Here is a 24,880-nt window from a genome sequence, read left to right as displayed (position 1 = left end):
ATATAATAAGGATTTAGGAGCTTAGAACAATGAAAAAGCTTCTCCTCTTAGCCTGCCTAACAGCAATGGCTACTGCACAGGAAGTAAGTCCTGCAGAATTCACAACAAAAGAATGCGTGTCTGTTTCTCTTACTGCTTACATAACAGAAAAGCCAATGGAAGCAGAACAAAGAATTGACATAAAGATAAAGCACTCAGAAAGCTACACTGCACAAGAAACTCAAATACAACCAATGCGTCAAATCCTTCAAGCTCAACATACAGCTCAAGTTCAAATATTCCATCAAATGCCTCAACCCTCTACCATTCAAGGAGGACCTGGCTATGAAGTAGCTCAGAGGGCAGCACAGGAGGGAAGACCTATAACGGTAAGAGATGGATACATTATGTGGACTACAAGAATAGTGGAAAAGGATGCAAGAGGATGCACAAGGGTGGAAGTGGCTAAGATAAACCTTGCAGCACCTCCTGGTGTAAGAAGTGTGCCAGAAACTTGGACTTACACCTTCTGTCAAGGTCAATTGGAAAGCATAGGCAAACCAAAATACTTCCAAATACCTCCCCAAGCTAAAGAAATAGGTCAGCAAATAGCAGGCTTTTGCCAAAGATATGGCTCTGCCACTGGTAAGTGGAACGATATAGAAATAAACTGCAGGGCTTTGAGAGATAAAGACCAATGCCTTGTGGAAATAACTTACTTTGATGTAATAAATAGGGCTTTTGTAGGAAGTGAAACAGTGAATGGATGCAGGTGAAAGGATATGGTAGGGCTTTTATGATTCAAAACATAACCCTTCTATCATAGATGCGTAGGATAAAAACATCAAGCGTAAGGAGGTGCTATCATGTGTTGTTTTAGCAAGGAAGAACTTGAGAAGATAAAAGCCATAGCAGGGGAAAAGAAAAAGATAAGAGAGGCTCTCAAAAACATAAAATCCTCTGCTTTTGAGAAGAAAGAGGAGGGAAAGGAGGTGTTTGTAAGAAAGTAAAAAATGGTTGAGTTGCTGTATAATAGTCTTTATGAAGTACGATGTAGCTATTGTAGGTGGTGGAGCCAGTGGTCTTTCTTGTGCTTTGACCTTAGTGTCCGCAAGGGGTAGAGGTTGGCAATGGGCAGAGGGCAGAAGGTATATAGTTTTTGACACGGATAATTCAGACCTCAAAAAGGCTCTGCTTAGAAACGTGCCGGGCTTGGATACTATGCTTGGCACAGAGCTTTTGCAAAAGATAAGGGAGCAGATAGACCAGTGGGGTGGTGTGGACTTTTTGCAAGAAGAGGTAAAGAGCATACAGAAAAAGGAAGAGGGCTTTGAACTTCGGACTGCCTCTGGTAAGAGCTTTACCGCGGACTATGTAGTCTTGGCAGGAGGCTTTCATTCTTTTAACATAGAAGGTCTGCAGGTAGAGGTGGTGGAAAACCCTAAATCTCCAAAGCCCGGTAGGGTTATGATAAAGCACAAGGACTTTGAAGTAGACAAAAACCTCTTTGTAACTGGAACTCTTGCTGGGTTTTCCTCTCACTTTACCTCTTGTGCTGGCTCTGGCGTTGAAGTTGCCATAGAGATACTTTCAAGGTTTGCAGGCAAAAGGATTGTTATCCACGACGTGCCAGAAAAGGATTGAAAAAACTCCTTCCCTTTGTCCTTACCCTTCTTTTCCTTGCTTTCCTTTTTTACTTTGTCCCTGTAGGTGAGCTTCTTTCCAGTCTAAAGGATGTTGAGCTTAAAAACCTGCTTTTTGCCTTTTTTCTATACAGCCTTAGCCAGTTAGTGAGGTCTATAAGATGGAAACTGCTTTTGAGAAACCTAAGCCTATATCAGGTTTTTCTCATAAACTCCGCTAACATACTCTTTAACAACCTTCTGCCCGCAAGGACTGGAGAACTTAGTTGGTTTTACTATGCAAAAAGGCTTGGAGTTAACTTGAGTGCTTCCCTTTGGTCTTTCTTTATGGGACGATTATATGACCTTCTTACCCTCTTTTTTCTGCTTTTTCTTAGCTTTTCTGTGGTTAATCTTTATGCACTTTTGGCTTCTGTGCTTGTTTTAATTTTATCTTTGAATTTAAGGTTAGGATATTTGCTCCTGCCTAATAGAGGCAGGTTTGGTGAGTTAAAGGATTTTATCAAAAGGGAGCTTAGTTTTAGCTTGTCTTTTTTACTTTTTCTGCTTTCCTCTCTGTCTCATAGCCTAAAGTTCTTAGCCTTAATTGTTTTACTGCCTATAGATAGCATGGATATATACAAGGGCTTTCTTGCTTTTCTTGGTGGAGAGCTTAGCTCTGTGCTTCCTATTCATAGCTTTATGGGTTTTGGCACTTACGAGTTTGCCTTTGGAATTCCTCTTAAACTTTTGGGTGAGAGCCTAAGGGAGTGGCTAAAAATGGGCTTTGTCTTTCATAGCTTTTTGCTTTTGTCTTCTTTCCTTTGGGGTGTGCCTTCCGCACTTATTCTAAGCAGATACAGAGCCTAAAGTTGTTATAATTTGTTTATGGAAAAGAGGATTCAAACACCACTAACTGACGAAGTCATCCAAGACCTAAGAGCAGGAGACAAAGTTCTCATTACAGGCTACATATATACCGCAAGGGACGCAGCACACAAAAGGATGGTGGAAGCTCTTCAAAGGGGAGAGCCTTTACCCATAGATGTAAAGGGACAGGTCATATACTATGTGGGTCCCACACCACCAAAGCCTGGGCAAGTTATAGGCTCTGCTGGTCCTACTACCTCTATAAGGATGGATAAGTATGTGGAAGACCTTCTAAAGCTGGGTCTAAAGGGTATGATAGGCAAGGGGTATAGGTCTCCTCAGGTAAGGGAGCTTTTAAAAAAGTATAGGGCGGTATACTTTGCAGCGGTGGGTGGTGTGGCGGTTTTGCTCTCTAAGTGTATAAAGTCCTCAGAGGTGGTTGCCTACGAAGACCTTGGCACGGAAGCCATAAGAAGACTATACGTGGAAGACTTTCCTGTTATAGTTGCCAACGATATATACGGAGGGGATGTCTTTGAAGAGGGAAGAAAAAGGTTTGCAAGGATAGACCTATAATGTGGCAGGAGTTAATCGCCACGGGCTTTTACGTGGGACGTTTTAGGTATGCACCGGGCACGGTGGGAACTCTTCTTGGTGTCCCTCTTGTTTATCTGCTTGTTTACAAGTGGTGGCTCACCTTACTTTTTGGGCTTTTGCTGTATGCGGTTGCGGTCTGGTCTGCCAACTATATGATAGAGCTAACAAGGGAGGAAGACCCAGAAGAGGTGGTAATAGACGAGATAGTAGGCTACTTCTTCTCTTTTCTCTTTATTGAACCTACACTAAAGACCATGGCGGTTGCCTTCATAACCTTTAGGGTCTTGGATATACTAAAGCCCTATCCCATAAAGCTCTTTGAAAAACTGCCAAAGGGTCATGGTGTAGTGGCGGACGATGTGGTCGCAGGTATTATGAACGCAGTCATACTGTATTTTCTTTTTGGCTAAGATATTTTTATTATGGAACTTTTTGAAAAGTTTTTCTTTTCCTTGTATGACTACACCTTGGATATACTTCCCTTCTTCTTAATTGCGGTCCTCATAACCTCTCTCCTGCAAGGCTTTACAAAACTTAGCTGGCTAAAAGTATTTCTCAAAAATAAAAGAACCGCACCCATATACACAGGGTTTCTGGGTGGACTTTTGCCCCTTTGCTCTTGCTCCATGCTTCCTGTGGCAAACCTTATAAATAGTATGTCAAGGAGCTATGCACCCGTCCTCTCCTTTCTCATAGTAGCTCCTGTGGTATCTCCCATAACTCTACTTCTCACATACGGATATTTTGGTCTTCCTATGACTGCCCTTAGATTGTTTGGCACCTTAGGCTTTGCCTTACTTTTTGCCTATACCGCAGACCTCTTTTTCAAAAAGCCAAGTAGTCTGCCCCTTTTCTTTGGTGGTGCAAGTCAAAGCGGATGGAAATCCTTTGGCACATACTTCAAGGACAACTTCTTTGGAATAGGTAAATACCTCCTTCTTGGTATAGTCATAGCGTCTTTCATAAAAACCCTCATACCACCAGAGCTCATAAGACCCATAGCGGGAAGTTTTCTTTCCTATCCTTTGGTCTCCTTTGCATCCATACCCATATATATGTGTTCTGGTGAAGAAGTTCCCATAGCTAAGGCTCTAAGAGATATAGGCTTTAGCTCGGGTGTGTCCCTTACCTTCATGCTTGGTGGCACGGGTATATGCATGCCTACAATAATCGCAACCCTTAAGTTTCTGCCAAAGGGTTTAGTGGTTGCCTATGTGATTTTTTGGATTAGCTTTTCTACAGTTATGGGTATTCTTTACGATATGCTTTTATGGAAATTTTAGTATAATTATTATGTAATAATTATAACTAGCCAGAAGGAGGAAAAGATGGATAGATATACTCAGGTTCTACAGGAGCTGATAAGGAACACAGGTTTAGAGGGTGCATCCCTTGTGTCCGCAGATGGGTTGCCCATAGCATCGGTCCTCAAACCAGGCATGGAAGAGGACCGAATAGCGGCGATGAGTGCAGCTATACTCTCATTGGGTGAACGCGTTTCAGAGGAATTAGCTAAGGGCAATTTGGAACAAATAACCATCAAGGGTCAGGAAGGGTATATTATTCTAACGGGAGTGGGAAAGGACGCAGTTATGGTAGTCCTTGCGGACAATAATGCCAAACTTGGACTACTGCTTATGGAGATAAGGAAGGTGCAAGAAAAGATAAAAGGGATGAGATAGAAAGTTATGGCTCTAACAGGCGACCTGAAAACTTTTAGCCTTGTGGATATACTACAGATAATAGCTAAAGACAGGAGGAGCGGAATACTCATCGTGGAATGGCAGGATATAGCAATAGCCTACTATGTGAAGGATGGGCAAATAATCTTTGCACGTCCAATTGACAAGGTTTACAGAGTCTACGCAGACAAAGACTTTGACCTTCTAATAGAAAAGCTTCGTATATCAAAGGATAATCTCTTTAGGACTGTGCAGAGGTTTCTTATTGAAAGGCTTCATATGAGGGAAGGTGTGTTCTCCTTCACACCCGGTTTTGTTAAATACGATTCCACCTATCCAGTGGCATACCCTATTGAAAATATAATAATGATGGCATCCCGTACTCTTAGTCCGGAGGAGGTCGAAAGGAAGATATCTGATGAACTTATCGTCTTTGAACCAGTGGAAGGTTCTGAGGAGAAATTAAAGAAGGTAGAGCTTACTCCAGAGGAGAAAAAGGTCTTTTCCCTTATAGATGGTGAGAGGACAGTATATGACATAAGAAAGGATTCTGGTCTTGACAATCTCACAGTAGACAGAGCTCTCTATGGCTTTCTTGCCCTTGGAGTTATAAAGAGAAAGAGAAAGGAAAAGAAACAAAAACCTTCAATAGCTCTTGACCTTTTAATGAAGATAATAGAAAGAATAAAAGAGTTATGATGAAGGCTGTAAAGAAGAAAAAGAAAATAAAAATAGTAATTGCTGGACCCTTTGCAGCAGGCAAGACGCAGTTTATAGAGACAGTTAGTGAGATAAAACCTGTCAAAACAGAACGGAAAACGCAGGCAGTTGGTGAAAAGAATGTAAAAGAATACACCACCGTTGCAATGGACTTTGGAAAAATTCGTATAGACGATGAGCACGAGCTGTATCTCTTTGGCACGCCAGGTCAGTCAAGGTTTGACTTCATGTGGGAGATACTGGGTGAGGGTGCTCTTGGGATAATAATACTTGTAGACAGCACGGACCCTTCCACTTTCCACGAGGCAAGGAAAATAATAAACTTCTTCCAGTCTCGCTTTCCAGTTCCCATGGTGGTAGGTGCTAACAAACAAGACCTACCCAATGCATGGCCACCAGAGGATGTGGCTTTCGCTCTTGATATAAGCGAGGATGAAGGTATACCCGTATTACCTGTTTCCGCAATAGACAAGGAAAGTGTCAAGAAAGTGCTTCTTGCTCTGCTTGAGATAATAAGAGAAGAGCTATCCGCTTAAGGAAAGGTCGCCAGCCCCTTTAGCGCTAAAGTTTCCTCAAATCCCATCATAAGGTTAAAGTTTTGCACCGCTTGAGAAGATGCACCTTTGCCCAAGTTGTCTATAACGCTTATAACTTCAAGGATGGAGGTTTCTCTGTGGTAGTGTAGGTATAAAAGGCAATAGTTGGTTCCTACCACGTGTTTAAGGTGTGGAGGCTCTTGAGAAATAAATACAAAAGGTTCCCCTTCGTATGTTTCCTTATAAAGGCTAACAAAGTCCAGCTCTTCACATCTTGTATATACCTTTGCCATCATTCCACGCACTGCAGGTATCACCTGTGGTGTAAACCTTAGCTTAACACCTTTACCATATACCCTCTGAATAACATCCTCCATTTCTGGTGTGTGTCTGTGCTTTTCCACAGAGTAGGCAAAGGTGTCTCCTTCCATCTCTGGGTAGTGAAACTTCTGACTGGTTTTTCTTCCTGCACCAGAAACTCCAGAGAGGGCATCAACGATAACGAAGTCTATTTCAATACCTTCTTTAAGAAGAGGATATAGAGCAAGCAAAGTTGCGGTAGGATAACACCCTGGGTTTGCCACAAGCTGGGCGGTTTTTATGCTTTCTCTGAAAAGCTCTGGCAGTCCATAAACAGCCTTATCCAAAAGCTCCGGATGAGTATGCTCAAAGCCATAATATTCGGGATACTTGCTACTATCCAATATCCTGTATGCACCGGAGAGGTCTATAACCCTTTTGTTCCTTTTGAGAAGCTCCGGAACGAGCTCAAGGGAGGTTTCGTGAGGAAGACAAAGGAAGGCTATGTCAAAGTCCTCTTCGGGCTCTGTGGTAAGAAACATAGAACCCAAGGAAGTGGGCAGAAAGGACGGAAAAACCTCAGAGAGCCTTTTACCTGCGTAAGATTGAGAGGTTAAGGAAACTATCTTAACATATGGATGCTCCAAAAGTATCCTTAGGAGCTCAGCTCCGGTATACCCTGTTGCACCATAGACGCATACTTTTATCTCTTGCTCCATCTGTAAGCTTTTCTTGCCTTCATAAGACCATACTTCTTCCTTTCCTTTTCCCTTGCATCTCTCTTTAGTAAGCCTGCCTTCTTTAGGGTAGCTCTCAAGTCTGGGTTGTATTTAAGCAGAGCCTTGGCAATACCATACATTATAGCTTCCGCCTGACCACTTATGCCTCCACCGCTCACCGTTGCGTATATACCAAACCTTCCTTCAAGACCGGTGAGCTTTAGAGGATACAGGACTTTTAGATAAAGTGTTTCCCTTTGTAGGTAATCCTTTAGAGGATATTCCTTCCCGCTTTCCTTTACCTTTACAATTTGCTTGTCTGTTCCTCTAACAAGCCATACCCTCGCAACGCTTTCCTTTCTTCTGCCAGTGCCATAAAAAGAGTTATCAAATCCTATCTTGAAGTCCTTAAGCTTTAAGCTCATGCCTCAACCTCCAATATTTTGGGTTGTTGGGCTACGTGAGGGTGCTCAGAGCCTCTGTAGACTTTTAGCCTCTTTAGCATTCTGTGCCCCAGCCTGTTTTTCGGAAGCATTCTCTTTACCGCAAGTCTTATTACTTCCTCTGGTTTGTGTTCAAGCATCCAGGCAAGAGTTCTTTCCTTTAAACCACCAGGGTAGTTGCTATGGAAATAGTATTTCTTCTGCTCCAATTTTTTGCCGGTGACAACCACCTTGTCCGCATTAAGGACTATCACAAAATCTCCGCAGTCCACGTCTGGTTGGTAATAGGGCTTGTGTTTTCCCATTAAAACCCTTGCTATTTGAGAGGCTAACCTGCCAAGGATTTTACCTTGTGCATCTACAACCCACCAACTTCTTACTACATCTTCCTTTCTAACATGATAGGTCTTCATGCTTCTTCTCCTTATAAGGACTTTCAAGAATTATACATTATACCACAAATCACCTCTCCGCTTGCAATTTATATCCCCCTTCCATCCATCCTTCAGGATAATACCAGTCTTTAAAGGACCTATAACCTAAGGCTTTTAGCTTTGAACCGAGCCTTGTTTCTTGTGGCTCTTTGCCTGCCTTTAACTCCCTTAAAGTTTGAATGTCTTCGTAGTATTCCACAAAGACTCTTCTGAAGTATTTTGCAATTATGCGATATAGCTCATCTTCAAGGGGTGAACCAAAGAACTGAGGCTCTATGTGGAAAAGCTCTACCCACTCTTTCCAATAGGGCTTTCTACCGTAGAAGGCTTTTATAAAGAGCAGTCTTTTACCATCCTTACCTATAGTTATATTTTCCTCTTCTACAAACCTACCACCTTCTACCTTGAGAAGTTGAAAATGCATAGCTAAGTCTTTTTTGAAAGCTTCCATAGTCTATAATTATAAGATTATGCATCACCTAACTCCAGAACAGATAGCGGAGCTAAAGGAAGACCTTCTAAGGATGAGGGAGAGGATAATAAGGCATGCGGAAGAGCAAATAAGAGACCCCTCAAACGTTTCCTTTGAAGGTGGTGATGAAATAGACAGGGCAAGCATAGAGACTGGAAGGTATATAAACCTACAGAGGATAAAGACCAGAGAGCTAAAACTCCTGCGTAAGATAGACTATGCTCTTATGAAAATGGAGCAGGGCACGTATGGTATATGCGAAAGTTGTGGAGCTCTTATACCCTTTGAAAGGCTAAAGGCAAGACCAGTAACCACTATGTGTATAAATTGTAAAGAGCTGGAAGAGGAAGGAGAGCATGAGTGAAAGTTGGATGTTTCCAAGGGTAAGCAGACTTCCTAAGTATGTTTTTGCTATGGTTAATGAGCTAAAGTATAAGCTAAGGCGTGAGGGAGAAGATATTGTGGACCTTGGCATGGGAAACCCAGATATTCCTCCTGCAAACCATATAGTGGAAAAGCTTTGTGAGGTAGCAAGAAGAGACAACGTGCATGGCTATTCCGCTTCAAAGGGAATTCCAAGGCTCAGAAAAGCCATATGTGATTTCTATCGCAGGAGGTATGGTGTGGAGCTTGACCCAGAGAAGGAAGCCATACTCACCATCGGCGCAAAAGAAGGCTACTCGCATCTTATGTTGGCAATGCTTGAACCAGGTGATACGGTGCTTGTTTCCAACCCCACCTACCCCATACACTACTACGCACCCATCATAGCAGGCGGTGATGCCATATCTGTTCCCATAATACCCGACGAGGGAGAGGACTTTGAGGAAAGCTTTTTAAGAAGAATTCATGACACACTCAAAGCTTCTTTTAGAAAACCACGGGCTATAGTGCTCAGCTTTCCCCATAACCCTACCACCCTTTGTGTAAGCCTTGACTTTTTCAGAGAGATGGTAAAGTTGGCAAAAAGAGAAGAAGTTTGGCTTATTCATGACTTTGCCTATGCAGACCTGGGTTTTGATGGATATGAACCTCCCAGCATACTTCAGGTAGAAGGTGCAAAAGAAGTGGCGGTGGAACTCTACTCCATGTCAAAGGGTTTTTCTATGGCAGGCTGGCGTGTTGCCTTTATGGTAGGCAACGAGATTCTTATCAAAAACCTTGCACACCTAAAGAGCTACCTTGACTATGGTGTTTTTACTCCCATTCAGGTTGCCTCCATAATAGCTCTTGAAAGCCCGTATGAGATAGTAGAGAAGAACAGGGAAGTCTACAGGAAAAGAAGGGATGTGTTGGTAGAAGGGTTAAACCGCATAGGATGGCATGTGGAAAAGCCAAAGGGAAGCATGTTTGTCTGGGCTAAAATTCCCTCATGGATTGGTATGAACTCCTTAGACTTTTCTCTATTTCTTTTGAAAGAAGCCAAGGTGGCGGTATCTCCTGGTATAGGCTTTGGTGAATACGGCGAAGGTTATGTGAGGTTTGCCCTTGTGGAAAACGAGCATAGGATAAGACAGGCGGTAAGAGGTATAAAGAGAGCATTTGAGAAGTTCACACAAAAGGTATGAGAGACAATAGGGAGCTGATAACATGGTTTTTTATGGCTAAAACTCCACTTGAAAGGCGTAGGAACTTCCTTTAAGCCCTTGCGATAAAGTAAGCATGCACCTCCTGTGCACCAACAGACATTAAGAGGTAAGCAAGCCTTTGTATGGTAGAGCCAGTGGTTAGCAAGTCATCTACTACCAGCACCCTCTTGTCTTCAAGAAAGTCAATGAGCTCCTCTTTCAGTCTATGTCCCAAGACCGCCCTTTGTCTTTTTTCTGCATTCAGAAAAGCCATAGGCTTGTGCATATCACTTCTTTTGAAAACTTTCATGTATGGCACACCCGCACCTATAAGTATATATTCCACGTGGTTAAAACCCCTTATCCATAGTCTTCTAAGGTTTAAAGAAGGGAAAGTGATTATGTCTGGATTTGTCTCTTCTATATACTCCCATAGATGCTCCCTTATTGCTTTGCCAAGAAGTAGTGCAAGGCTTTTGGAGCTTTTAAACTTCATATTGTGAACTATTTCCTTTAGGACACCTTCATACTTGCCAAAAACCCTGTATGAAACCACATACTCAAGCCTATTTGAATAATCCATTGGATGGATAGGCTTTATAGACCCAAGACATTCATCGCACAGGTAGCCTTGAGAAAGACCCACAAAGACCTTTCCACAAGAGATACACCTCTCTGAAGACAACCCAAGCCTCTGCAAAAGTCCTATCATATATAACCCTCCCTTCTAAGAGATATATAGCCTTTTTTGTTTACTATGAGGTGGTCAAGAAGTTCAAAGCCTATAAGTTGACAGGCATCTTTAAGCCTCTTTGTAAACTCTATGTCTTCTCTTGAAGGCTTTAGTTCACCCTTTGGATGGTTGTGTGCTATGAGTATAGAGTAGCAAGCGGTGTTTATAGCATGGTAAAGAATTTCCTTTGGCTCTGCGTGCAAAGCGTTCATCCTACCTATGGCTATAATCTCATGGGCTATCAACTTGTTGGTAGGAGTGAGATATAGGGCTATGAGGTGTTCCCTACGTTCGTCCATCATATTTTTCAAAAACCTATAAGCATCCTCTGGGTTATTTATATAAACACCTTCGTATGGGTCGTTTATTCTTTTTGCAAGCTCCAATATTGCTTTTATTTGACATGCCTTTGCCTCACCTATACCCTTAAAGCTTTTCATAATCTCACCTATAGTCATCCTGCTTAGCTTTTGCCATCCAACCTTTACTATCTCCGCAGATAAACTAAGCACGTCCCTTTCCCTTGTGCCAGAGCCAAGTATAATAGCCAAGAGCTCCTCTTCTGTAAGACTGTCCGCTCCCACTCTGAGCATTTTCTCTCTTGGCTTTAGGTCTTCTGGAAGCTCCTTTAGACTTTTGACCTTTTTATACATGCTTTTCTATCCTTACCTTTATTATCCTCCTTTCATCCCTCTGGAGCACCTTAAAGCGATAGCCTTCATATTCTACAACTTGACCCTTCTCGGGAAATCCTTTAAGCATAAAGGAAATAAAGCCTCCCAAGGTTGTATAGGGTCCCTCTGGAAGTTTTATATTTAGAAGCCTTTCTATTCTTTCCTTTTCAATACCACCCTCTGCTATCCATATATCCTTTTCTATTTCCACTATATCCTCATCCTCCTCAGTTTTTCCTTCACAGGGACCACCTATTAGGTAGCTTTGAAGGTCATCCCATGTGATAATTCCTAAGATATTCCCCCTTTCGTCCACTACAACACCCATCTGCTCCTTACTCCTTTTGAAGGATTCAAAGACCTTATCAAGGGTAGTAAACTCCGAAAAGTAATGAATAGGTCTTATGAGTTCTCTTATAAACCCTGCATGCTTGCTCTGGATAAGGTCAAAGAGGTCCACATATCCCACTATTTGGTCAACCCTTTTTTTGTAAACGGGAAGCCTCCTGTATTGACTTTCCTTCATGAGAAACATAACCTGTTCAAGGCTGGCGTTTTCCTCCACCATTACCACCTCTTTTATGGGTTTTATCTCCTCTGTTACAAAGAGGTCTCTCATAGTTATGCTTTGCAGGGCTATACGCAGGCTTTCCTCCTTGTTTGCAATCTGCTCCATAAGTTTTATAAGGTCTTCCCTTTCAAGTTTCTCTTGGTATATGTTCCTGAAGGTGTTGGTGATAAACCTACTTACAGACTTTGAGAGGATAAGTATGGGTTTTGTAAAAATCTTCAGCTTACTCAAGAGCCAAAGAGAAGGTAGCACAAGCCTTTCCGCATGTTTTTGAAATAGGCTTTTAGGAAGTAGTTCTCCAAAAAGCAGTGTAAATACCACAAGGCTCGCAGAGAAAAGCACTTCAAAGCCTTTTATAAAAGGTAGATAATCGGATAGTTCTATAACCGCCAAGGTGTAAAAAGTAGAAGCAAAAACTATACTAACCGTGTATCCAAGCATGGTGAGAGTTATGTATTCCTCTGGGTTTTCATAAAAATCCTTCAGAAACTCCTGCTTTGTCTTTCTGTATAGGTTCATTACCCTTCCCCTATCCACGCTCACAAGGGCTATTTCAGAGCCAGCAAAAAAAGCCTCAAGAAGCACAAAGAAAAACACGCCAAGAAGAAAGCCTAAGACTTCCATCCTAACACTACCCTCTCCTGTCCCGAGTAGTCTTTAATTATATTTACCTTAAACCCCTTTTCCTCAAAGAGTTTTTTGACCACTTCTCCTTGGTCATGACCTATCTCAAAGGCTATAAGTCCTCTGGGCTTAAGGTAGTTATCTATAGCTTTGGCTATCCTCTCGTAAAATTCCCAACCCTTTTCCCCACCTATGAGCGAAGTATAACCCTCAAGTTTAACACCTACTGGAAGGCTTTCCCAATGCTCCTCTGGAATGTAAGGTGGATTTGAAAGGATTAGGTCAAAGGGATAAGGCTTTATGGGACTAAAGAGGTCTCCTCCCACGAGGAAAAACCTCTCTAAAACACGATGCCTAAGGGCATTTTTCTTTGAAAGCCTTAGGGCTTCCAAGTTTATATCCACTCCTATTATACGGAGGTTTGACCTCTCACATAGTAGGCTTACGCTTATACATCCAGTGCCTACACCCAGCTCAAGACCAACCATAGGCTCCCCTTTAGGAAGTCTTTTGAGGACTTCTTCTACAAGCACTTCTGTCTCTGGTCTTGGTATAAGGACACCTTCTTTTACAAAAAAGCTCCTCCCGTAGAAATCCCATTCTCCCAAAATATACTGAAGAGGATAGCCTTCCTCAATCCTTTCTAAGTCTTTGAGGAAGCTCTCTATGACCTGCAAGGGAACTTCAAGGTCTTCCATAAAGTAGATATCCTTATGGTTTACTTTCAGATGGTGTGCCAGAAGGAGCTGTTTGTCCCTGAGGGTTGCTCTGCTGGGTTTGGACAGGAGGTCTTTTATCTTCATCCCTTATAAGTGAGCCTCTCTTTGAAGGATGGGTTAGGGCAAGGAGTATGGCTAAAGCCATAAGGGAAAAGCCAAGCCAGTAGGTTATTTTTGTTAGGATTGTATCCACTCCGCCTGGTCCAAACACACCCTGTCCCATTCCACCGAAGGCTGTTCCCACATCCCCTCTGCTTCTTTGCATAAGCACTACTATAATTAACAAAAAGGCGACAACTATAAAAACTGTAAGAAGTAGGTAATACATAGCTACTATTATACAAGCTCTCCGTCCTTTAGCCTATAGATTCTGTCAAAGTAGGGTTTTAGTTCTTCGTTATGGGTTGCCACTAACATGGTAAGACCTCTTTCTTCCCTTAGTTTAAGGAAGAGGTCAAAAATCCTCTTACCCTCTGCAAGGTCAAGGTTGCCTGTAGGTTCGTCTGCGAGCAGAATCTTTGGGTCAAGCATAAGAGCCCTTCCAATAGCTACCCTTTGCTGTTCACCACCTGAAAGCTGACTGGGTCTGTGTTTTAGCCTGTGAGAAAGTCTTAGATATTCAAGTATCTGAAGTGCTTTCTCTTCTGGTCTTTCAACGCCAGCCAACTGTCCTATGAGGGTTAGGTTCTCTAAAACATTGAAGTCTTCCAAAAGGTAGTAAAACTGAAAGATAAAGCCCAAATGCCTTTGCCTAAAAGAAGCAAGCTGGTCTTCGTCCATAAGATGTATGCTTTGACCCATAACGTATATTTCCCCTTTTGTGGGTTTTTCAAGCCCTGCGGTTATATGAAGCAATGTGCTCTTGCCAGACCCAGAAGGTCCCATAAGACCTACTATCTCCCCTTCAAAGACCTCAAGGCTAATATTCTTAAGGGCTTGGACTTCACCTGAATAAATTTTCCAAAGATTTTTTATCTGTATTATCCTATTCATTCCTCAACACCCTTACTATGCTTTCCTTGCCCGCTCTGTAGGCAGGAAGGAGGCTTGCCAAAAGAGAGAGTATTAGAGCACCCAAAAGGGTGAAAAGGATGTCAGTTATTTCAAAATAAACAGGCACATGGTCCATAAGGTATACGTCCGCAGGCACTCTAATGAGTCTGTATTCGTTTATAAGATAACCTCCCAATAGAGAAAGTAGAAAGCCTACAATAGTCCCAGAAATGCCTAACATAAGACCTTGAAGAAGAAATATGAACACTACCTGTCTTTTCCTTAGTCCAAAAGTTCTCAAAATCGCTACGTCTTTTACTTTTTCTCTTACCTTCATGAAAAGAAGACTTGTTATATTGAAAGATGCTATAACTATCATAAGCATAAGCACAAAGAATATTCCCACCTTCTCAAGCTGTAGGGCGTTAAAAAGAGGCTTATTTAGGTCTATCCATGAACGGACTATTGAAACATTACCAAGCATCTTTTCCAATTCTTCTTTTACTTCTTGAGCCTTATAGGGGTCTCTTAGATATATTTCATAGCCTGCGAGCTGATAGGTATCACCGAAAAAGTCCACGGCGGTTTGCCTATCCATGACAATGGTAGCGTAATCCTGGTCAAAGACGCCCTTTTGGAATATTCCTTCCACCACAAAAGTCCTTGCTCTTGGAACTATACCAAATGGAGTGCGTGTCCCCATAGGCGACAGCACCACAACCTCATCACCTACCCTAATCCCAAGTATGTCCGCAAGCCCACTTCCTACGAGAATGCCTTCCTTTAAATTCAATCCGTATATTTTGTAGGCATCCTCCGGCTTTAAGGCTTTTACACCCACACTGCTTAACTTGCCTTCTTTTGATATAAGTCCATTGTAGAGCAGGACTGAGTAAAACTTTTCTACGCCCTTGGTTTGAGCTATTACCTTATCGTATTCCTTATCCTCTTCATAGCGGAGAAAACTTACTATTATGTGGGGTGATGCGGAAAGGATTTTCTCTCTGAGTGCTTGCTGGAAGCCGGCAAAAACTCCCATAGTAAGAAGAAGGGCACTTACACTCAAAACAACCCCAAGGAAGGCTATAAAAGATACAAGCAAGGTTGTTCCTCTGCTGGAAAGAAGATATCTCAAGGAAAGCCTAAAAATTGGCATCATATTGACTTTAACTGCTCCAATATTCTTCTTTGTTTTTGCAATAAAAGAATCATAGTTTTATTATACCCTCCTCTGTTATTATTGCGGTTATGTTTTCTGGTGGTGTTATATCAAAGGCAAGGTGAAGAGCAGGAGAATCCTCGGGAGCTATGGGAATGCCTCTTATAAACTTTACCTCTTTCTCACTTCTTTCCTCTATAACTATATTATCCCCTGTAGTGTATGGGTCAAAGGTAGACTTTGGTGCTACCACATAAAAGGGTATTCCATGAGCCTTTGCAAGCACCGAAAGAGCGTATGTGCCTATCTTATTTGCCACATGGTAGTCCCTTGTTATTCTGTCCGCACCAACCAAAACACAGTCCACTAAACCCTTCTTCATGAGAAAGCCAGCGGTGGAGTCGGTTATGAGCTTATGGGGTATGCCTTCTTTTAAAAGTTCCCATGCGGTTAGTCTTGACCCTTGAAGATATGGTCTTGTTTCATCTACCCACACAAAAATATTCTTTCCTGCGTAATGTGCGGACCTTATAACCCCAAGGGCAGTTCCCCAGCCAGCGGTTGCCAAAGCACCAGTGTTGCAGTGGGTTAGCACCCTTGCACCATAGGGAATTAGAGCTTGACCTATCTCTCCCATTCTTCTGTTGGCTTGGTAGTCCTCTTCTTCTATGGCTTTTGCCTCCTCTTCAATGTCTTTTCCTTCTTCAAAGGCTCTTTTCATTCTGTCCAGTGCCCAAAAGAGGTTATAAGCGGTGGGTCTTGTGTTTTTAAGGGTTTCGTAGACCTTCTCTGGATTCTCTCCTGCCTTTACACCAAGGACAAAGCCATAAGAGGCAACGCATCCAATAGCAGGTGCTCCTCTTACAGCCATATCCCTTATGGATTGTGCAACTTCTCTATAGTCTCTCAAGTTTAGCCATACTTCTTTGTCAGGAAGCTCCCTTTGGTCCAACAATTGAAGTGCATCACCTTTCCAGTGGAAGGCTCTAACTTCCATAGCTATATAAAAATAAACGAGCTATAATTATACCAAGCTTGAGGGGAGGAAAATGGAAACAAGAAGTATAGAAAGCCTGCTACAAGATATGGAAGTCAGTCAACATAGCCTCTCCAGATACGCTAACGCATCCTTTGAAGACATACTTTTTGAGACATTTGAAGGAGTTCATACAAGCAAACAAGCACATCCAAAGGACTTAAGTCAGAACGAGCCAGATAAGGTTTCGGAGAAAATAAACCACATACTTTAGACTTTGAAAAGCCTAAGCTTACTTAGAAGCTCAAGCAACACTTTGGTAAAGTATACATTAGATACAAGAGAAGCTATAGTTCCTATGGTGAGAGTTGTCGCAAAACCCTTTACTGGTCCACTACCAAACTGGAAGAGTATAAGTGCTGCAACAAGGAGTGTTATATGTGTATCCCACACAGCACTTAGAGCTCTCCTATAGCCCAATTCAATGGATTTCCTTATGCTATTGCCCAGCCTAAGCTCTTCCTTTACCCTTTCAAATATGAGCACGTTTGAGTCTACCGCTATGCCCATGTTGAGTATTACGCCTGCAATTCCCGGAAGCGTTAGCGTGCCACCCAATAGCACAAGCCCAGCCCATAGCATCAAGGCGTTCAAAATTATGGAAAAGGTGGCGGTGATGCCTGCGGTTTTGTATCTGGCTATGAGTATAAACACAAGCAGTAAGAAGCCCGCCACGCCTGCCTTTATCCCCTGTTCTATGGCATCCCTTCCCAAGGAGGGACCTACTACGCTCTCTTGCAAAAACTGAACCTTTGTGGGAAGAGCACCTGCCCTTAGCACTACAGCAAGTTCTCTGGCTTCTTCTGGTGTGAAATTTCCACTTATTTGACCTCTGTCGCTTATCCTACTTCTTATGACCGGTGCGGATATTACCCTTTTGTCAAGCACTATGGCGAGCCTTCTGCCGATATTTTGCTCTGTAGCCTTTGCAAAGGCTTCTGCACCTTTACCTGTTAGCTCAAAGCCTACCGCTGGCATGCCAAACTCGTCGGTGGTAGTATAAGCGGTCTTTAGGTCTGCACCAGTTATAACAGGAACTTTCTCCAAAAGAAACCACTCATCGCCTGTCTGGTCTGGTAAAAGCTCATAGTCCTTTGTGAGCTTTTCTATGAGAACCTCTCTTGGTCCAGAGTCCACCACCAACTTTAGCTCCAAAAGTGCAGTCCTTCCCACTATGGACTTTGCCCTTTGAATATCCAACACACCGGGAAGCTCCACCAGTATTCTATCTGTGCCTATGCGCGTTATAACAGGTTGGACCACACCAAGCTCGTCAATTCTTTTGCGAAGCACCTCTATGGTCTGTGTAAGTACACCGCTTTTAAGCTGTTCCACCTCTGAGTCTTTAAATCTTATAAGCACCTCACCCTTTTGTCTTTCTGCAACCGTAAACCTTGGAAAGTCTTTTTCTATTATGGAAAAGAGCCTCGTATACTGTCCTTCATCAAGAAGCTCTACCCTTATGCCCTCTTTACTTGCAACCACGTCAAGAATCCTTATTCCCTCTTCCCTGAGCTTTTGCTCTATGTCCCTTGAGAGTCTTTCATATTCTTGTTCAAGGCTGTAGTTTATATCTGGCTGGATAACCATGGATATGCCACCCTTGAGGTCAAGACCAAGGTTTATAGGCTTTAGGAGTATGACCGCTACGGAAAGAGAAAAGACAAGTAATAAAAGCAAAAGGTTAACCTTTAAATCCTTCATTGCTAACCTTCATATTTTACACAACTTTTCCTAAGAAAGAGTTTAAATGAAACATATAGCACTCAAGGACTTTCTGTGCGTGCTCTTTTAGCGTGGTATGTTTTTTGGTGTCTTCCTCCCCTAACAGCTCTAATGCGGTCTTGTATAGCTCTTCCTCGTCTCTAACACAAAAGCCGAGCCCAATCTTTTCCAAAAAAGCCCTAAGCTCTCCTACCTTGTGGGTATAGGGTCCGTAAAGCACAGGCTTTCCAAAGTAGGCAGGTTCAAGGAGGTTATGCCCTCCTACAGGGACAAGCGTTCCACCCACGAAGCTAACCTTTGCGTATCTATACATTGAAAAAAGCTCGCCAAGGGTATCAAGCACAAGCACATTCCATCCTTCTTCTTCCTTACTTCTTAAACTTGCCCCCAAGTTTTGAAAAAGCCTTAAGACTTCTGTAGCCCTGCTTATATGTCTTGGTGCTATTAGGAGCTTGACTTCTTTGAGTTCCTTTACAAGCCTTTCGTATACCCTTTTTATGACTTCCTCTTCTCCTGGATGGGTGCTACCTGCCACGAGGAGTTTTGAAGTTTCCAACTTTATCTCTACAGGTGGTGGTTCTTCAAGGACAAATTTAAGATTGCCACAGGCAAACACCTCAGATATTCCGTAAGACCTAAACTTCTCTGCATCCCTCTCTTCCCTCGCCAATATTAGAGAAAACCTTTTGGACAATAGCCTTTCTAACATACCTCCCTTTGCATAGGCGTTTAGCCAAACCTTTGGAGCTTTGGTTGACAAGAGGAGAAAGGGCCATAGCTCCCTTTCCATGATTAAAATAGCACTGGGTCTTATCCTTTTTTCAAAACTTTTTACAAAGGGTGGAAGGTCCAGTGGTAGCCTATAGAGTTCATGAAAGTAGCCCTTGCCCTCTTGGCTTTGTAAATACCTTTTCGCCCGTGGAGAGAAGTAGGTGAGGGTTATGTGATGGTCTTTATAAAGCCTCTTGAGGAGTGGCTTTGCGGTGTTAAACTCTCCTACGCTTGCGGTGTGAAACCAGAGCCTACCTTTCCCTCTTTCCACTTATGAACTCTTCCACCATTTTCCTTGCCTGCCAATCGGGATACTGCACCGGAGGATGCTTCATGGTGTAGGCACTTATGGAGTATAAGGGTCCACCTATGCCTCTGTCTCTGGCAAGCTTACAGCATCTTATGGCATCTATCATAGAACCAGCACTGTTTGGAGAGTCCTCCACATCCAGCTTTAGCTCCACATACATGGGCACATCGCCAAAAAGCCTTCCCTCAATGCGTATATAGGCTATTTTTCTGTCCTTTAGCCATGGAACCCAGTCAGAAGGTCCTATGTGGATGTTGTAGGGGTCCATCTCGTAAGGAATTAGCGAGGAGACCGCCTGAGTTTTTGAGACCTTTTTTGTCTTAAGCCTTTCCCTCTCAAGCATATTAAGAAAGTCTGTATTTCCACCAAAGTTTAGCTGGTATGTCCTGTCAATCTTCACCCCTCTGTCAAGGAAGAGTTGAACCAAAGTCCTGTGGACTATAGTTGCACCTACTTGAGACTTTATGTCGTCTCCAACCACTGGAATGCCTGCCTTTTCAAACTTCTCCGCCCACTCTGGGTCAGAGACTATAAAGGCAGGCATGCCGTTTATAAAGGACACTCCCGCCTCAAGGCATGCCCTTGCGTAGAACCTTGCCGCTTCCTCAGCGCCAACTGGAACATAGTTTATAAGCACATCCGCATTGGTTTCTTTCAAAATCCTTACCACATCCTCAAGCTCATCCTCCTTTTCCTCAGAAAGCACAAAGCTCCTTTCTGGAGGGTAGTTTGCCATATGACTTGCATATCCATCCAAAACCTTGCCCTTTCTCACTATAACGCCTGTCTTTGGCACGTTAGGTTCAAAAACCGTGGTGCAGTTAGGAGGTGAAAAAATAGCTTCAGAGACATCTTTCCCCACCTTTCTGGCATCAATATCCCATGCGGCAACTATTTCAATATCCCATGGCTTATAACCACCCACATCCTCAAACATCAAACCACTTACATCATCTCTGTGCTTTGCGTAGTAATAAATACCTTGAATAAGGCTACTGGCACAGTTTCCTACGCCTGCTATTGCTACTCTTATCTTTGACATTTCTACCTCCGTAAAGGCTTATAATATTATAGCAAGATGAAGGTGCTTATAGTCTTTTACTCAAAACTGCTTCAGGATAGCGAGCTTTTGCAAAAGGTTGTAGACAAGGTAAATATCCTAAAGAAACTCATAGGACCAGACAGCCTTTATGCGGTAATAACCACGGAGATGAAGGATTTTATAGACAAATTTCCAGACCTTGTTTTTATAAGAAACGATAGGGGGACATTTCTCTATGGGCTATATAAAGGGCTTAGGAAACTAAGGGGCAACGATGTGCTTGTGCTTGACCCTTCTCAGGTAATAAGTTTGGATAAACTTAAGGAATTCATTGCCAAAAGAAGACAAAACGCACTATATTCAGAAAATGGTAAATGGAAAGGTATTGCACTTGTGAGATTGATAGACCTTGATTATCTTATAAGGACTTTGGAAGGCTTTTTGGGAGAGGAAAAAGAGCTAACTGCGGTAATGGAAAAGGTTAAGCAGGAGTATGGTATACAATATGAAACTCTTTAAGGAGGAAAGCGATGGATGAGATTCTTGTTGGTAAGTATGTGGTAAAGACAGACAGGTATTACACAAAAGACCACGAATGGGCTCTTGTAAAGGGAAATAAGGCTTGGATAGGTATAACGGATTACGCCCAAAGGGAGCTTGGAGATGTGGTCTATGTGGACCTTCCTCAGGTGGGAGAAACCTACGAAGCTGGTGATACCATTGCCAACGTAGAATCGGTAAAGAGCGTATCACCTATATACTCACCCCTCTCTGGAACTGTGGTGGAGGTAAATGAAACCCTAAGTGATGAGCCACATCTTATAAACGAGTCTCCTTACGAGGATGGGTGGCTTGCGGTTATAGAGCTTTCTGACCCTATGGAGGTGGAAGACCTTATGCCTGCAGAAGACTACGCACAGCTTCTTGTGGAGATAGTAAAGGATGAGAAGGGAGAGACAATAAAGCTGGAACTACCCGAGGAAGAGGAAGAGAGGTTTGAAGAATCCCTTGAGGCTCTGCCAGAGGAGGAGTTGGGCTACGAAGAGAAGGAAAGGTAAATGCACATTCCCCATTCAAAGGAAGAGACACAAAGACTTCTGAAAGAGCTTGGTCTTGAAAGCCTTGAAGAACTCTTCTCCCACATAGACCCATCGCTTCTTTCAAAGCCAGAGCTTCCAGCACCAAAGAGCGAAGAGGAGCTAAGGAGATACTTCAAAGACCTAAGCAAGAAAAACATACCACTTATTTCCTTTGCAGGCTTTGGCTCTTACGATAGGATAATTCCGTCGGTAATATGGCAAGTCCTTAACAGAGGCGAGTTTCTTACCGCGTATACTCCTTACCAGCCAGAGGTTTCTCAGGGGACGCTTCAAGCACTCTTTGAATACCAAACACTAATTTGTGAGCTCACAGGTATGGAAGTCGCCAACGCAAGCATGTATGATGGGGCATCCGCATTAGCGGAAGCTGTCCTAATGGCAAGGGCTATAAGGGGCAGGGGTAAAAGGGTAGTCTTAAGCGAGGGAGTAAACCCCCTCTATAGAAGAGTGGTAAATACATACCTAAGAGGCTACATGGATGAGATTGAAATATGTTCGCTTACTCAAGAGGGCTATACAGACCTTGAGAGGCTTGAGGGTTTGCTAAAGGATGGAGAAGCACACGCCTTGGCGGTGCAGTATCCTAACTTTATGGGTTTTGTGGAACCTCTTGGAGAAATAGTGAGTCTTTCAAAGAAGTATGAAGTCCCCATTGTAGTAGTTGCAGACCCTATAGCCTTGGCAATTCTTAAGCCTCCTGGTGAGTTTGGTGTGGACATTGTGGTGGGAGAAGGTCAGCAGATGGGCGTGCCTATGAACTTTGGAGGACCATATGCGGGCTTTTTTGCGGCAAAGTCAGAGCATCTCAGGAAGATGCCCGGAAGGCTTGTGGGTATGGCAGAAGACATAGAGGGCAAAAGAGCCTTTACCCTGGTGCTACAAACAAGGGAACAGCACATAAGAAGAGAAAGGGCAACCTCCAACATATGCACCAACCAAAACCTTATAGCCTTAGCAAACCTGCTATATATGGTCTTGCTCGGAAAGGAGGGTATGAGGGAGATAGCCAAGCAGAGCCTATCAAAGGCTTTATATCTCAAAAGAAGGCTTCTTGAAATAGGCTTTGAGGAAGTCTACAAGGGAAAGCATCTTTGGGAGTTTCCACTAAGACATGAAAGGGCGGAGGAGCTTTATCAAAGGGCTTTGAAGGCAGGCTTTCTTGCCGGCGTGCCTTTGGAAGGGTTTGGATACCACAAGACCCTACTCTTTGCCATTACTGAAAAGAGGACAAAAGAGGAGATGGATAGCTTAGTGGATGCTATAAGATATAGTTAACTACCAATCAAAAGGCACAATATCCACCTGTTGACCTGCCTTTAGTTCATGCACCCCTTCGTATACTACCATATAACAGTTAGCATCCACATATGAGGTAAGCATGTGAGACTGAGTTTTGGGAGAATAATCGCAAAATAGCCTACCATCCTTCTCCACATACCTCGCTCTTACGAACTCTCTTCTTTCCGCATCCTTCCTTGAAAAATCCCTAAGAAGCTCTGCCTTTAGAAACTTGGGTCTATGTTCTTCTACTCCCTGCATTTTCAAAAGGGCTGGTTTAACAAGCATATCAAAAGCCATAGCACAGGATACAGGATTGCCCGGCAGACCAAAGAAGAGGGTCCTGCCTTTTTTGGCAAAAAGCACAGGTTTTGCAGGCTTTATCCTTAGCTTGTGGAAGACCACCTCAAAACCCATATCCTTTACCAACTTATGGACAAAATCCTTCTCTCCTGCGGAGACTCCACCTGTGGTAATAAAGACATCGTAATCTTCCACCCTTTGGAGGACCTCCTTTATACTCTCGGGTTCATCCCCTATTATCCCTAACTGGTGCACTTCACAACCGAGTTCCCTTGCCCTTGCATACAGAAGGTGATTGTTTGTGCTTCTTATCTGTGACGGTTTTTCTATGGGTTCTCCCGGCTCTTTTATCTCGTCGCCAGTGGAAAGCACCGCTACTCTTGGCTTTTGATACACTTCCACAAAGACCTTGTTGGCAAAAGCAAGCAGACCTACCTCATAGCCCCTTATCCTCGTGCCCTTCTTGAGAATAAGTTCTCCCGCCTTTATTTCTTCTCCCCTTCTCCTTATGTTAGCACCCTCTTTGAAAGACCTTTCTATGAGCACATATTCGCCTTCAAGTTTTGTGTATTCCACAGGCACAACCGCATTTGCACCCACCGGAATAGGTGCACCCGTGAATATCCTTATGGCTTGCCCCCTTTCCAATCTTCCAGAAAACTCACTACCTGCAGAGACTTCCCCCACCACCTTTAGCTTTGCTGGAATTTCTTCAAGGTCTTGAGAAACAACCGCATAGCCGTCCATTGCTGAATTGTCAAAGGCTGGGCTGTCCCTGTCCGCAAACACATCCTCCGCCACAACTCTGCCTATGGCATCCCACAGAATAACCTTTTCTGTAGGTAGTCTATCAACCCTTTCAAGCAAGGATTCCAAAGCCTCTTCATAAGGTGTAAGCATGGGAATATTTTAACGCGTATTTACGCCTGCAAGCCACTTGCTTACGAGCTCTATTTCCATATCCGACAAACCTTGACCCCATGGACATCTTTTAGCAAGCTCCATAACCGCCTCTGGCTTGCCCTTATACTTCTCCTTCAAATAGCTCAAAGGTTTCCTATCCTTGTCCGTATGACATCTCATACAGGAATTTTTAAAGATAAGCTCTCCCTCTGAGGCAAAGCCAAGGCTTACAAGCAAAAGGGATATATAAAACTTTTTCATGACACACCTCCGTTTAAAATATCTCTTAATGTTAAAGATAGCCTTAACGGGGAATCTTGGTTCTGGTAAATCCACTGTAGGAAGGTTCTTTCAAGAAGCTGGCTTTCATGTCCTTGATGCGGACAGAATAATAAGGTCCTTTTACGAAGAGAAGGGTGAAGTCTACAGAAAGGTGGTAGAGGCTTTTGGTGATAGGGTGCTTGACAGGGAGGGAAACATTGATAGAAAAACACTCGCACAGATAGTTTTCTCAGACCCACAGAGCCTAAGACTGTTGGAAAGTATAACTCATAGTGAACTCTACAGAAGGCTTGATGAGGAGTTTAGAAGGCTTCCTCAAAAAAGCATTGTGGTTGTGGAGGCAAGCCTACTTATAGAGAAGGGGACATATAGAAACTATCATATAACCCTACTTGTTTATGCTCCCTACCAGCTTTGTAGAGAGCGAGCCCTGAAAGCTGGTTATAGCCCAGAGGACTTTGAAAGAAGATGGGCAAACCAGATGCCTCCAGAAGAGAAGAAAAAATACGCTCACTTTATAGTGGAGAACACACAAACTCTTGAAGCCTTAAGGAGTAGGGTTTTTGAACTGGCAAGGGTCTTTAAAAACTGGGTGGAGTTTCAATATGAAGAACTTCCTTGAGTTTATAGGGGAGGAAGTATCAAAGGCTGAGAAAAGCCTTAAGATAGCTTCTCCTTGGATTGACCAGTGTATATTGGAAAAGATATTTGAAAG

General features: G+C 43.1%; 34 protein-coding genes. 17 read left to right on the top strand and 17 right to left on the bottom strand.

The window, feature by feature from the left end; genetic code table 11:
* Positions 1–29: 29 nt before the first annotated feature.
* The 10 genes from WKI49_04630 (at position 30) to WKI49_04585 (ending at position 6,006) form a co-directional block, all read left to right on the top strand.
* Positions 30–755 carry a hypothetical protein gene (locus WKI49_04630; protein ID MEJ7621782.1) on the top strand — a complete coding sequence of 242 codons (726 nt, stop codon included), beginning with the start codon at positions 30–32 and terminating at the stop codon, positions 753–755.
* Positions 756–845: 90 nt separating this feature from the next.
* Positions 846–989: a hypothetical protein gene (locus WKI49_04625; GenBank protein ID MEJ7621781.1), complete on the top strand. Its 144-nt coding sequence runs from the start codon at positions 846–848 to the stop codon at positions 987–989.
* Positions 990–1,020: 31 nt separating this feature from the next.
* Positions 1,021–1,623, top strand: coding sequence for an FAD/NAD(P)-binding protein (locus WKI49_04620; protein MEJ7621780.1), 603 nt, complete (start codon positions 1,021–1,023; stop codon positions 1,621–1,623).
* Positions 1,620–2,471, top strand: a complete 852-nt coding sequence (locus tag WKI49_04615; protein ID MEJ7621779.1) for a lysylphosphatidylglycerol synthase domain-containing protein — start codon at positions 1,620–1,622, stop codon at positions 2,469–2,471. Before WKI49_04620 ends, WKI49_04615 begins: the two co-directional genes overlap by 4 nt.
* An 18-nt stretch (positions 2,472–2,489) precedes the next feature.
* Entirely contained in the window at positions 2,490–3,047 is a 558-nt protein-coding gene (locus WKI49_04610) for a Fe-S-containing hydro-lyase (GenBank protein ID MEJ7621778.1), read from the top strand.
* On the top strand, positions 3,047–3,478 hold the full coding sequence (locus WKI49_04605; protein MEJ7621777.1) for a phosphatidylglycerophosphatase A: 432 nt from the start codon (positions 3,047–3,049) through the stop codon (positions 3,476–3,478). The genes WKI49_04610 and WKI49_04605 overlap by 1 nt, the downstream gene beginning before the upstream one ends.
* A 12-nt stretch (positions 3,479–3,490) precedes the next feature.
* A complete protein-coding gene (locus WKI49_04600; protein MEJ7621776.1) occupies positions 3,491–4,351 on the top strand; it encodes a permease in 861 nt (286 codons plus the stop codon).
* Positions 4,352–4,396: 45 nt separating this feature from the next.
* A complete protein-coding gene (locus tag WKI49_04595) occupies positions 4,397–4,750 on the top strand; it encodes a roadblock/LC7 domain-containing protein (GenBank protein MEJ7621775.1) in 354 nt (117 codons plus the stop codon).
* 6 nt (positions 4,751–4,756) lie between these two features.
* Positions 4,757–5,449, top strand: a complete 693-nt coding sequence (locus WKI49_04590) for a DUF4388 domain-containing protein (GenBank protein ID MEJ7621774.1) — start codon at positions 4,757–4,759, stop codon at positions 5,447–5,449.
* Positions 5,446–6,006: an ATP/GTP-binding protein gene (locus WKI49_04585; protein MEJ7621773.1), complete on the top strand. Its 561-nt coding sequence runs from the start codon at positions 5,446–5,448 to the stop codon at positions 6,004–6,006. Before WKI49_04590 ends, WKI49_04585 begins: the two co-directional genes overlap by 4 nt.
* On the opposite strand, the gene argC is transcribed toward WKI49_04585, so the two are convergent.
* From argC to WKI49_04565, 4 genes are read right to left on the bottom strand one after another with little or no spacing between them, the layout of a single operon-like run.
* Positions 6,003–7,025: an N-acetyl-gamma-glutamyl-phosphate reductase gene (argC, locus tag WKI49_04580; GenBank protein MEJ7621772.1), complete on the bottom strand. Its 1,023-nt coding sequence runs from the start codon at positions 7,023–7,025 to the stop codon at positions 6,003–6,005. The two genes, WKI49_04585 and argC, sit on opposite strands and share 4 nt — an antisense overlap.
* Positions 7,010–7,450, bottom strand: coding sequence for a 30S ribosomal protein S9 (gene rpsI / locus WKI49_04575; protein MEJ7621771.1), 441 nt, complete (start codon positions 7,448–7,450; stop codon positions 7,010–7,012). The genes argC and rpsI overlap by 16 nt, the downstream gene beginning before the upstream one ends.
* A complete protein-coding gene (rplM, locus tag WKI49_04570; GenBank protein MEJ7621770.1) occupies positions 7,447–7,881 on the bottom strand; it encodes a 50S ribosomal protein L13 in 435 nt (144 codons plus the stop codon). The genes rpsI and rplM overlap by 4 nt, the downstream gene beginning before the upstream one ends.
* Before the next feature lie 49 nt (positions 7,882–7,930).
* Positions 7,931–8,353 (bottom strand): DUF1122 family protein, encoded by a 423-nt coding sequence (locus WKI49_04565; protein MEJ7621769.1) that lies wholly within the window; start codon positions 8,351–8,353, stop codon positions 7,931–7,933.
* Positions 8,354–8,372: 19 nt separating this feature from the next.
* Between WKI49_04565 and WKI49_04560 the strand changes: the two genes are divergently transcribed.
* Positions 8,373–8,738, top strand: a complete 366-nt coding sequence (locus WKI49_04560) for a TraR/DksA C4-type zinc finger protein (GenBank protein MEJ7621768.1) — start codon at positions 8,373–8,375, stop codon at positions 8,736–8,738.
* On the top strand, positions 8,731–9,942 hold the full coding sequence (locus tag WKI49_04555) for an aminotransferase class I/II-fold pyridoxal phosphate-dependent enzyme (protein MEJ7621767.1): 1,212 nt from the start codon (positions 8,731–8,733) through the stop codon (positions 9,940–9,942). Before WKI49_04560 ends, WKI49_04555 begins: the two co-directional genes overlap by 8 nt.
* 70 nt (positions 9,943–10,012) lie before the next feature.
* On the opposite strand, the gene WKI49_04550 is transcribed toward WKI49_04555, so the two are convergent.
* Genes WKI49_04550 through mtnA form a run of 8 tightly spaced genes read right to left on the bottom strand, consistent with a single transcriptional unit; the run spans position 10,013 to position 16,412 of the window.
* A complete protein-coding gene (locus WKI49_04550; GenBank protein MEJ7621766.1) occupies positions 10,013–10,654 on the bottom strand; it encodes a phosphoribosyltransferase family protein in 642 nt (213 codons plus the stop codon).
* Positions 10,651–11,328 (bottom strand): DNA repair protein RadC, encoded by a 678-nt coding sequence (radC, locus tag WKI49_04545; protein ID MEJ7621765.1) that lies wholly within the window; start codon positions 11,326–11,328, stop codon positions 10,651–10,653. The genes WKI49_04550 and radC overlap by 4 nt, the downstream gene beginning before the upstream one ends.
* Complete coding sequence (locus WKI49_04540; GenBank protein MEJ7621764.1) at positions 11,321–12,544, bottom strand: hemolysin family protein; 1,224 nt, start codon at positions 12,542–12,544, stop codon at positions 11,321–11,323. Before WKI49_04540 ends, radC begins: the two co-directional genes overlap by 8 nt.
* Complete coding sequence (prmC, locus tag WKI49_04535; GenBank protein ID MEJ7621763.1) at positions 12,532–13,347, bottom strand: peptide chain release factor N(5)-glutamine methyltransferase; 816 nt, start codon at positions 13,345–13,347, stop codon at positions 12,532–12,534. The genes WKI49_04540 and prmC overlap by 13 nt, the downstream gene beginning before the upstream one ends.
* Positions 13,256–13,591, bottom strand: coding sequence for a preprotein translocase subunit SecG (gene secG / locus WKI49_04530; protein ID MEJ7621762.1), 336 nt, complete (start codon positions 13,589–13,591; stop codon positions 13,256–13,258). Before secG ends, prmC begins: the two co-directional genes overlap by 92 nt.
* Positions 13,592–13,599: 8 nt before the next feature.
* On the bottom strand, positions 13,600–14,256 hold the full coding sequence (locus WKI49_04525; GenBank protein MEJ7621761.1) for an ABC transporter ATP-binding protein: 657 nt from the start codon (positions 14,254–14,256) through the stop codon (positions 13,600–13,602).
* Positions 14,249–15,415, bottom strand: coding sequence for an ABC transporter permease (locus WKI49_04520; protein ID MEJ7621760.1), 1,167 nt, complete (start codon positions 15,413–15,415; stop codon positions 14,249–14,251). The genes WKI49_04525 and WKI49_04520 overlap by 8 nt, the downstream gene beginning before the upstream one ends.
* Before the next feature lie 49 nt (positions 15,416–15,464).
* Positions 15,465–16,412 carry an S-methyl-5-thioribose-1-phosphate isomerase gene (mtnA, locus tag WKI49_04515; protein ID MEJ7621759.1) on the bottom strand — a complete coding sequence of 316 codons (948 nt, stop codon included), beginning with the start codon at positions 16,410–16,412 and terminating at the stop codon, positions 15,465–15,467.
* Positions 16,413–16,464: 52 nt separating this feature from the next.
* Between mtnA and WKI49_04510 the strand changes: the two genes are divergently transcribed.
* The gene (locus WKI49_04510) at positions 16,465–16,665 is read left to right on the top strand and encodes a hypothetical protein (protein MEJ7621758.1); all 201 of its coding nucleotides are present in this window, start codon (positions 16,465–16,467) and stop codon (positions 16,663–16,665) included.
* Here WKI49_04510 and secD read toward each other — a convergent pair.
* From secD to WKI49_04495, 3 genes are read right to left on the bottom strand one after another with little or no spacing between them, the layout of a single operon-like run.
* Positions 16,662–18,155: a protein translocase subunit SecD gene (gene secD, locus WKI49_04505; GenBank protein ID MEJ7621757.1), complete on the bottom strand. Its 1,494-nt coding sequence runs from the start codon at positions 18,153–18,155 to the stop codon at positions 16,662–16,664. The genes WKI49_04510 and secD overlap by 4 nt on opposite strands.
* Positions 18,156–18,171: 16 nt before the next feature.
* The gene (locus WKI49_04500; GenBank protein MEJ7621756.1) at positions 18,172–19,218 is read right to left on the bottom strand and encodes a glycosyltransferase N-terminal domain-containing protein; all 1,047 of its coding nucleotides are present in this window, start codon (positions 19,216–19,218) and stop codon (positions 18,172–18,174) included.
* The gene (locus WKI49_04495) at positions 19,199–20,299 is read right to left on the bottom strand and encodes an inositol-3-phosphate synthase (protein ID MEJ7621755.1); all 1,101 of its coding nucleotides are present in this window, start codon (positions 20,297–20,299) and stop codon (positions 19,199–19,201) included. The genes WKI49_04500 and WKI49_04495 overlap by 20 nt, the downstream gene beginning before the upstream one ends.
* A 36-nt stretch (positions 20,300–20,335) precedes the next feature.
* Between WKI49_04495 and WKI49_04490 the strand changes: the two genes are divergently transcribed.
* Genes WKI49_04490 through gcvPA form a run of 3 tightly spaced genes read left to right on the top strand, consistent with a single transcriptional unit; the run spans position 20,336 to position 22,674 of the window.
* Positions 20,336–20,818 carry a hypothetical protein gene (locus WKI49_04490; protein ID MEJ7621754.1) on the top strand — a complete coding sequence of 161 codons (483 nt, stop codon included), beginning with the start codon at positions 20,336–20,338 and terminating at the stop codon, positions 20,816–20,818.
* Positions 20,819–20,829: 11 nt separating this feature from the next.
* Entirely contained in the window at positions 20,830–21,357 is a 528-nt protein-coding gene (gene gcvH / locus WKI49_04485; GenBank protein MEJ7621753.1) for a glycine cleavage system protein GcvH, read from the top strand.
* Positions 21,358–22,674 carry an aminomethyl-transferring glycine dehydrogenase subunit GcvPA gene (gene gcvPA, locus WKI49_04480; GenBank protein MEJ7621752.1) on the top strand — a complete coding sequence of 439 codons (1,317 nt, stop codon included), beginning with the start codon at positions 21,358–21,360 and terminating at the stop codon, positions 22,672–22,674.
* Here the strand turns inward: gcvPA and glp are convergent, their stop codons facing one another.
* Both glp and WKI49_04470 read right to left on the bottom strand, forming a co-directional pair.
* Positions 22,675–23,880: a gephyrin-like molybdotransferase Glp gene (gene glp, locus WKI49_04475; protein ID MEJ7621751.1), complete on the bottom strand. Its 1,206-nt coding sequence runs from the start codon at positions 23,878–23,880 to the stop codon at positions 22,675–22,677.
* A gap of 9 nt (positions 23,881–23,889) precedes the next feature.
* Positions 23,890–24,144: a cytochrome c gene (locus tag WKI49_04470; protein MEJ7621750.1), complete on the bottom strand. Its 255-nt coding sequence runs from the start codon at positions 24,142–24,144 to the stop codon at positions 23,890–23,892.
* A 28-nt stretch (positions 24,145–24,172) separates the two neighbouring features.
* On the opposite strand from WKI49_04470, the gene coaE reads away from it, so the two are divergent.
* Complete coding sequence (gene coaE, locus WKI49_04465; protein ID MEJ7621749.1) at positions 24,173–24,787, top strand: dephospho-CoA kinase; 615 nt, start codon at positions 24,173–24,175, stop codon at positions 24,785–24,787.
* Positions 24,788–24,880: the final 93 nt, after the last annotated feature.

The sequence above is a fragment of the Aquificaceae bacterium genome (assembly GCA_037722135.1).
In the GTDB taxonomy this organism is placed as follows: domain Bacteria; phylum Aquificota; class Aquificia; order Aquificales; family Aquificaceae; genus Pampinifervens; species Pampinifervens sericum.
The sequence above is the reverse complement of the archived record's forward strand: the minus strand, read 5'-3'. Positions and strand labels throughout refer to the sequence as shown.

Excerpts from the sequence above, each read along its gene's own strand:
- rplM (MEJ7621770.1), bottom strand. The coding sequence starts at position 7,881 with ATGAAGACCTATCATGTTAGAAAGGAAGATGTAGTAAGAAGTTGGTGG.
- WKI49_04520 (MEJ7621760.1), bottom strand. The coding sequence starts at position 15,415 with ATGATGCCAATTTTTAGGCTTTCCTTGAGATATCTTCTTTCCAGCAGA.
- prmC (MEJ7621763.1), bottom strand. The coding sequence starts at position 13,347 with ATGAAGATAAAAGACCTCCTGTCCAAACCCAGCAGAGCAACCCTCAGG.
- WKI49_04550 (MEJ7621766.1), bottom strand. The coding sequence starts at position 10,654 with ATGATAGGACTTTTGCAGAGGCTTGGGTTGTCTTCAGAGAGGTGTATC.
- WKI49_04600 (MEJ7621776.1), top strand. The coding sequence starts at position 3,491 with ATGGAACTTTTTGAAAAGTTTTTCTTTTCCTTGTATGACTACACCTTG.
- argC (MEJ7621772.1), bottom strand. The coding sequence starts at position 7,025 with ATGGAGCAAGAGATAAAAGTATGCGTCTATGGTGCAACAGGGTATACC.
- WKI49_04555 (MEJ7621767.1), top strand. The coding sequence starts at position 8,731 with ATGAGTGAAAGTTGGATGTTTCCAAGGGTAAGCAGACTTCCTAAGTAT.
- WKI49_04605 (MEJ7621777.1), top strand. The coding sequence starts at position 3,047 with ATGTGGCAGGAGTTAATCGCCACGGGCTTTTACGTGGGACGTTTTAGG.
- rpsI (MEJ7621771.1), bottom strand. The coding sequence starts at position 7,450 with ATGAGCTTAAAGCTTAAGGACTTCAAGATAGGATTTGATAACTCTTTT.
- WKI49_04620 (MEJ7621780.1), top strand. The coding sequence starts at position 1,021 with ATGAAGTACGATGTAGCTATTGTAGGTGGTGGAGCCAGTGGTCTTTCT.
- WKI49_04630 (MEJ7621782.1), top strand. The coding sequence starts at position 30 with ATGAAAAAGCTTCTCCTCTTAGCCTGCCTAACAGCAATGGCTACTGCA.
- WKI49_04540 (MEJ7621764.1), bottom strand. The coding sequence starts at position 12,544 with ATGGAAGTCTTAGGCTTTCTTCTTGGCGTGTTTTTCTTTGTGCTTCTT.
- WKI49_04560 (MEJ7621768.1), top strand. The coding sequence starts at position 8,373 with ATGCATCACCTAACTCCAGAACAGATAGCGGAGCTAAAGGAAGACCTT.
- WKI49_04510 (MEJ7621758.1), top strand. The coding sequence starts at position 16,465 with ATGGAAACAAGAAGTATAGAAAGCCTGCTACAAGATATGGAAGTCAGT.
- WKI49_04610 (MEJ7621778.1), top strand. The coding sequence starts at position 2,490 with ATGGAAAAGAGGATTCAAACACCACTAACTGACGAAGTCATCCAAGAC.
- WKI49_04565 (MEJ7621769.1), bottom strand. The coding sequence starts at position 8,353 with ATGGAAGCTTTCAAAAAAGACTTAGCTATGCATTTTCAACTTCTCAAG.
- radC (MEJ7621765.1), bottom strand. The coding sequence starts at position 11,328 with ATGTATAAAAAGGTCAAAAGTCTAAAGGAGCTTCCAGAAGACCTAAAG.
- gcvPA (MEJ7621752.1), top strand. The coding sequence starts at position 21,358 with ATGCACATTCCCCATTCAAAGGAAGAGACACAAAGACTTCTGAAAGAG.
- WKI49_04595 (MEJ7621775.1), top strand. The coding sequence starts at position 4,397 with ATGGATAGATATACTCAGGTTCTACAGGAGCTGATAAGGAACACAGGT.
- WKI49_04590 (MEJ7621774.1), top strand. The coding sequence starts at position 4,757 with ATGGCTCTAACAGGCGACCTGAAAACTTTTAGCCTTGTGGATATACTA.
- WKI49_04490 (MEJ7621754.1), top strand. The coding sequence starts at position 20,336 with ATGAAGGTGCTTATAGTCTTTTACTCAAAACTGCTTCAGGATAGCGAG.
- coaE (MEJ7621749.1), top strand. The coding sequence starts at position 24,173 with ATGTTAAAGATAGCCTTAACGGGGAATCTTGGTTCTGGTAAATCCACT.
- mtnA (MEJ7621759.1), bottom strand. The coding sequence starts at position 16,412 with ATGGAAGTTAGAGCCTTCCACTGGAAAGGTGATGCACTTCAATTGTTG.
- WKI49_04495 (MEJ7621755.1), bottom strand. The coding sequence starts at position 20,299 with ATGTCAAAGATAAGAGTAGCAATAGCAGGCGTAGGAAACTGTGCCAGT.
- WKI49_04625 (MEJ7621781.1), top strand. The coding sequence starts at position 846 with ATGTGTTGTTTTAGCAAGGAAGAACTTGAGAAGATAAAAGCCATAGCA.
- WKI49_04585 (MEJ7621773.1), top strand. The coding sequence starts at position 5,446 with ATGATGAAGGCTGTAAAGAAGAAAAAGAAAATAAAAATAGTAATTGCT.
- glp (MEJ7621751.1), bottom strand. The coding sequence starts at position 23,880 with ATGCTTACACCTTATGAAGAGGCTTTGGAATCCTTGCTTGAAAGGGTT.
- secD (MEJ7621757.1), bottom strand. The coding sequence starts at position 18,155 with ATGAAGGATTTAAAGGTTAACCTTTTGCTTTTATTACTTGTCTTTTCT.
- secG (MEJ7621762.1), bottom strand. The coding sequence starts at position 13,591 with ATGTATTACCTACTTCTTACAGTTTTTATAGTTGTCGCCTTTTTGTTA.
- gcvH (MEJ7621753.1), top strand. The coding sequence starts at position 20,830 with ATGGATGAGATTCTTGTTGGTAAGTATGTGGTAAAGACAGACAGGTAT.
- WKI49_04525 (MEJ7621761.1), bottom strand. The coding sequence starts at position 14,256 with ATGAATAGGATAATACAGATAAAAAATCTTTGGAAAATTTATTCAGGT.
- WKI49_04470 (MEJ7621750.1), bottom strand. The coding sequence starts at position 24,144 with ATGAAAAAGTTTTATATATCCCTTTTGCTTGTAAGCCTTGGCTTTGCC.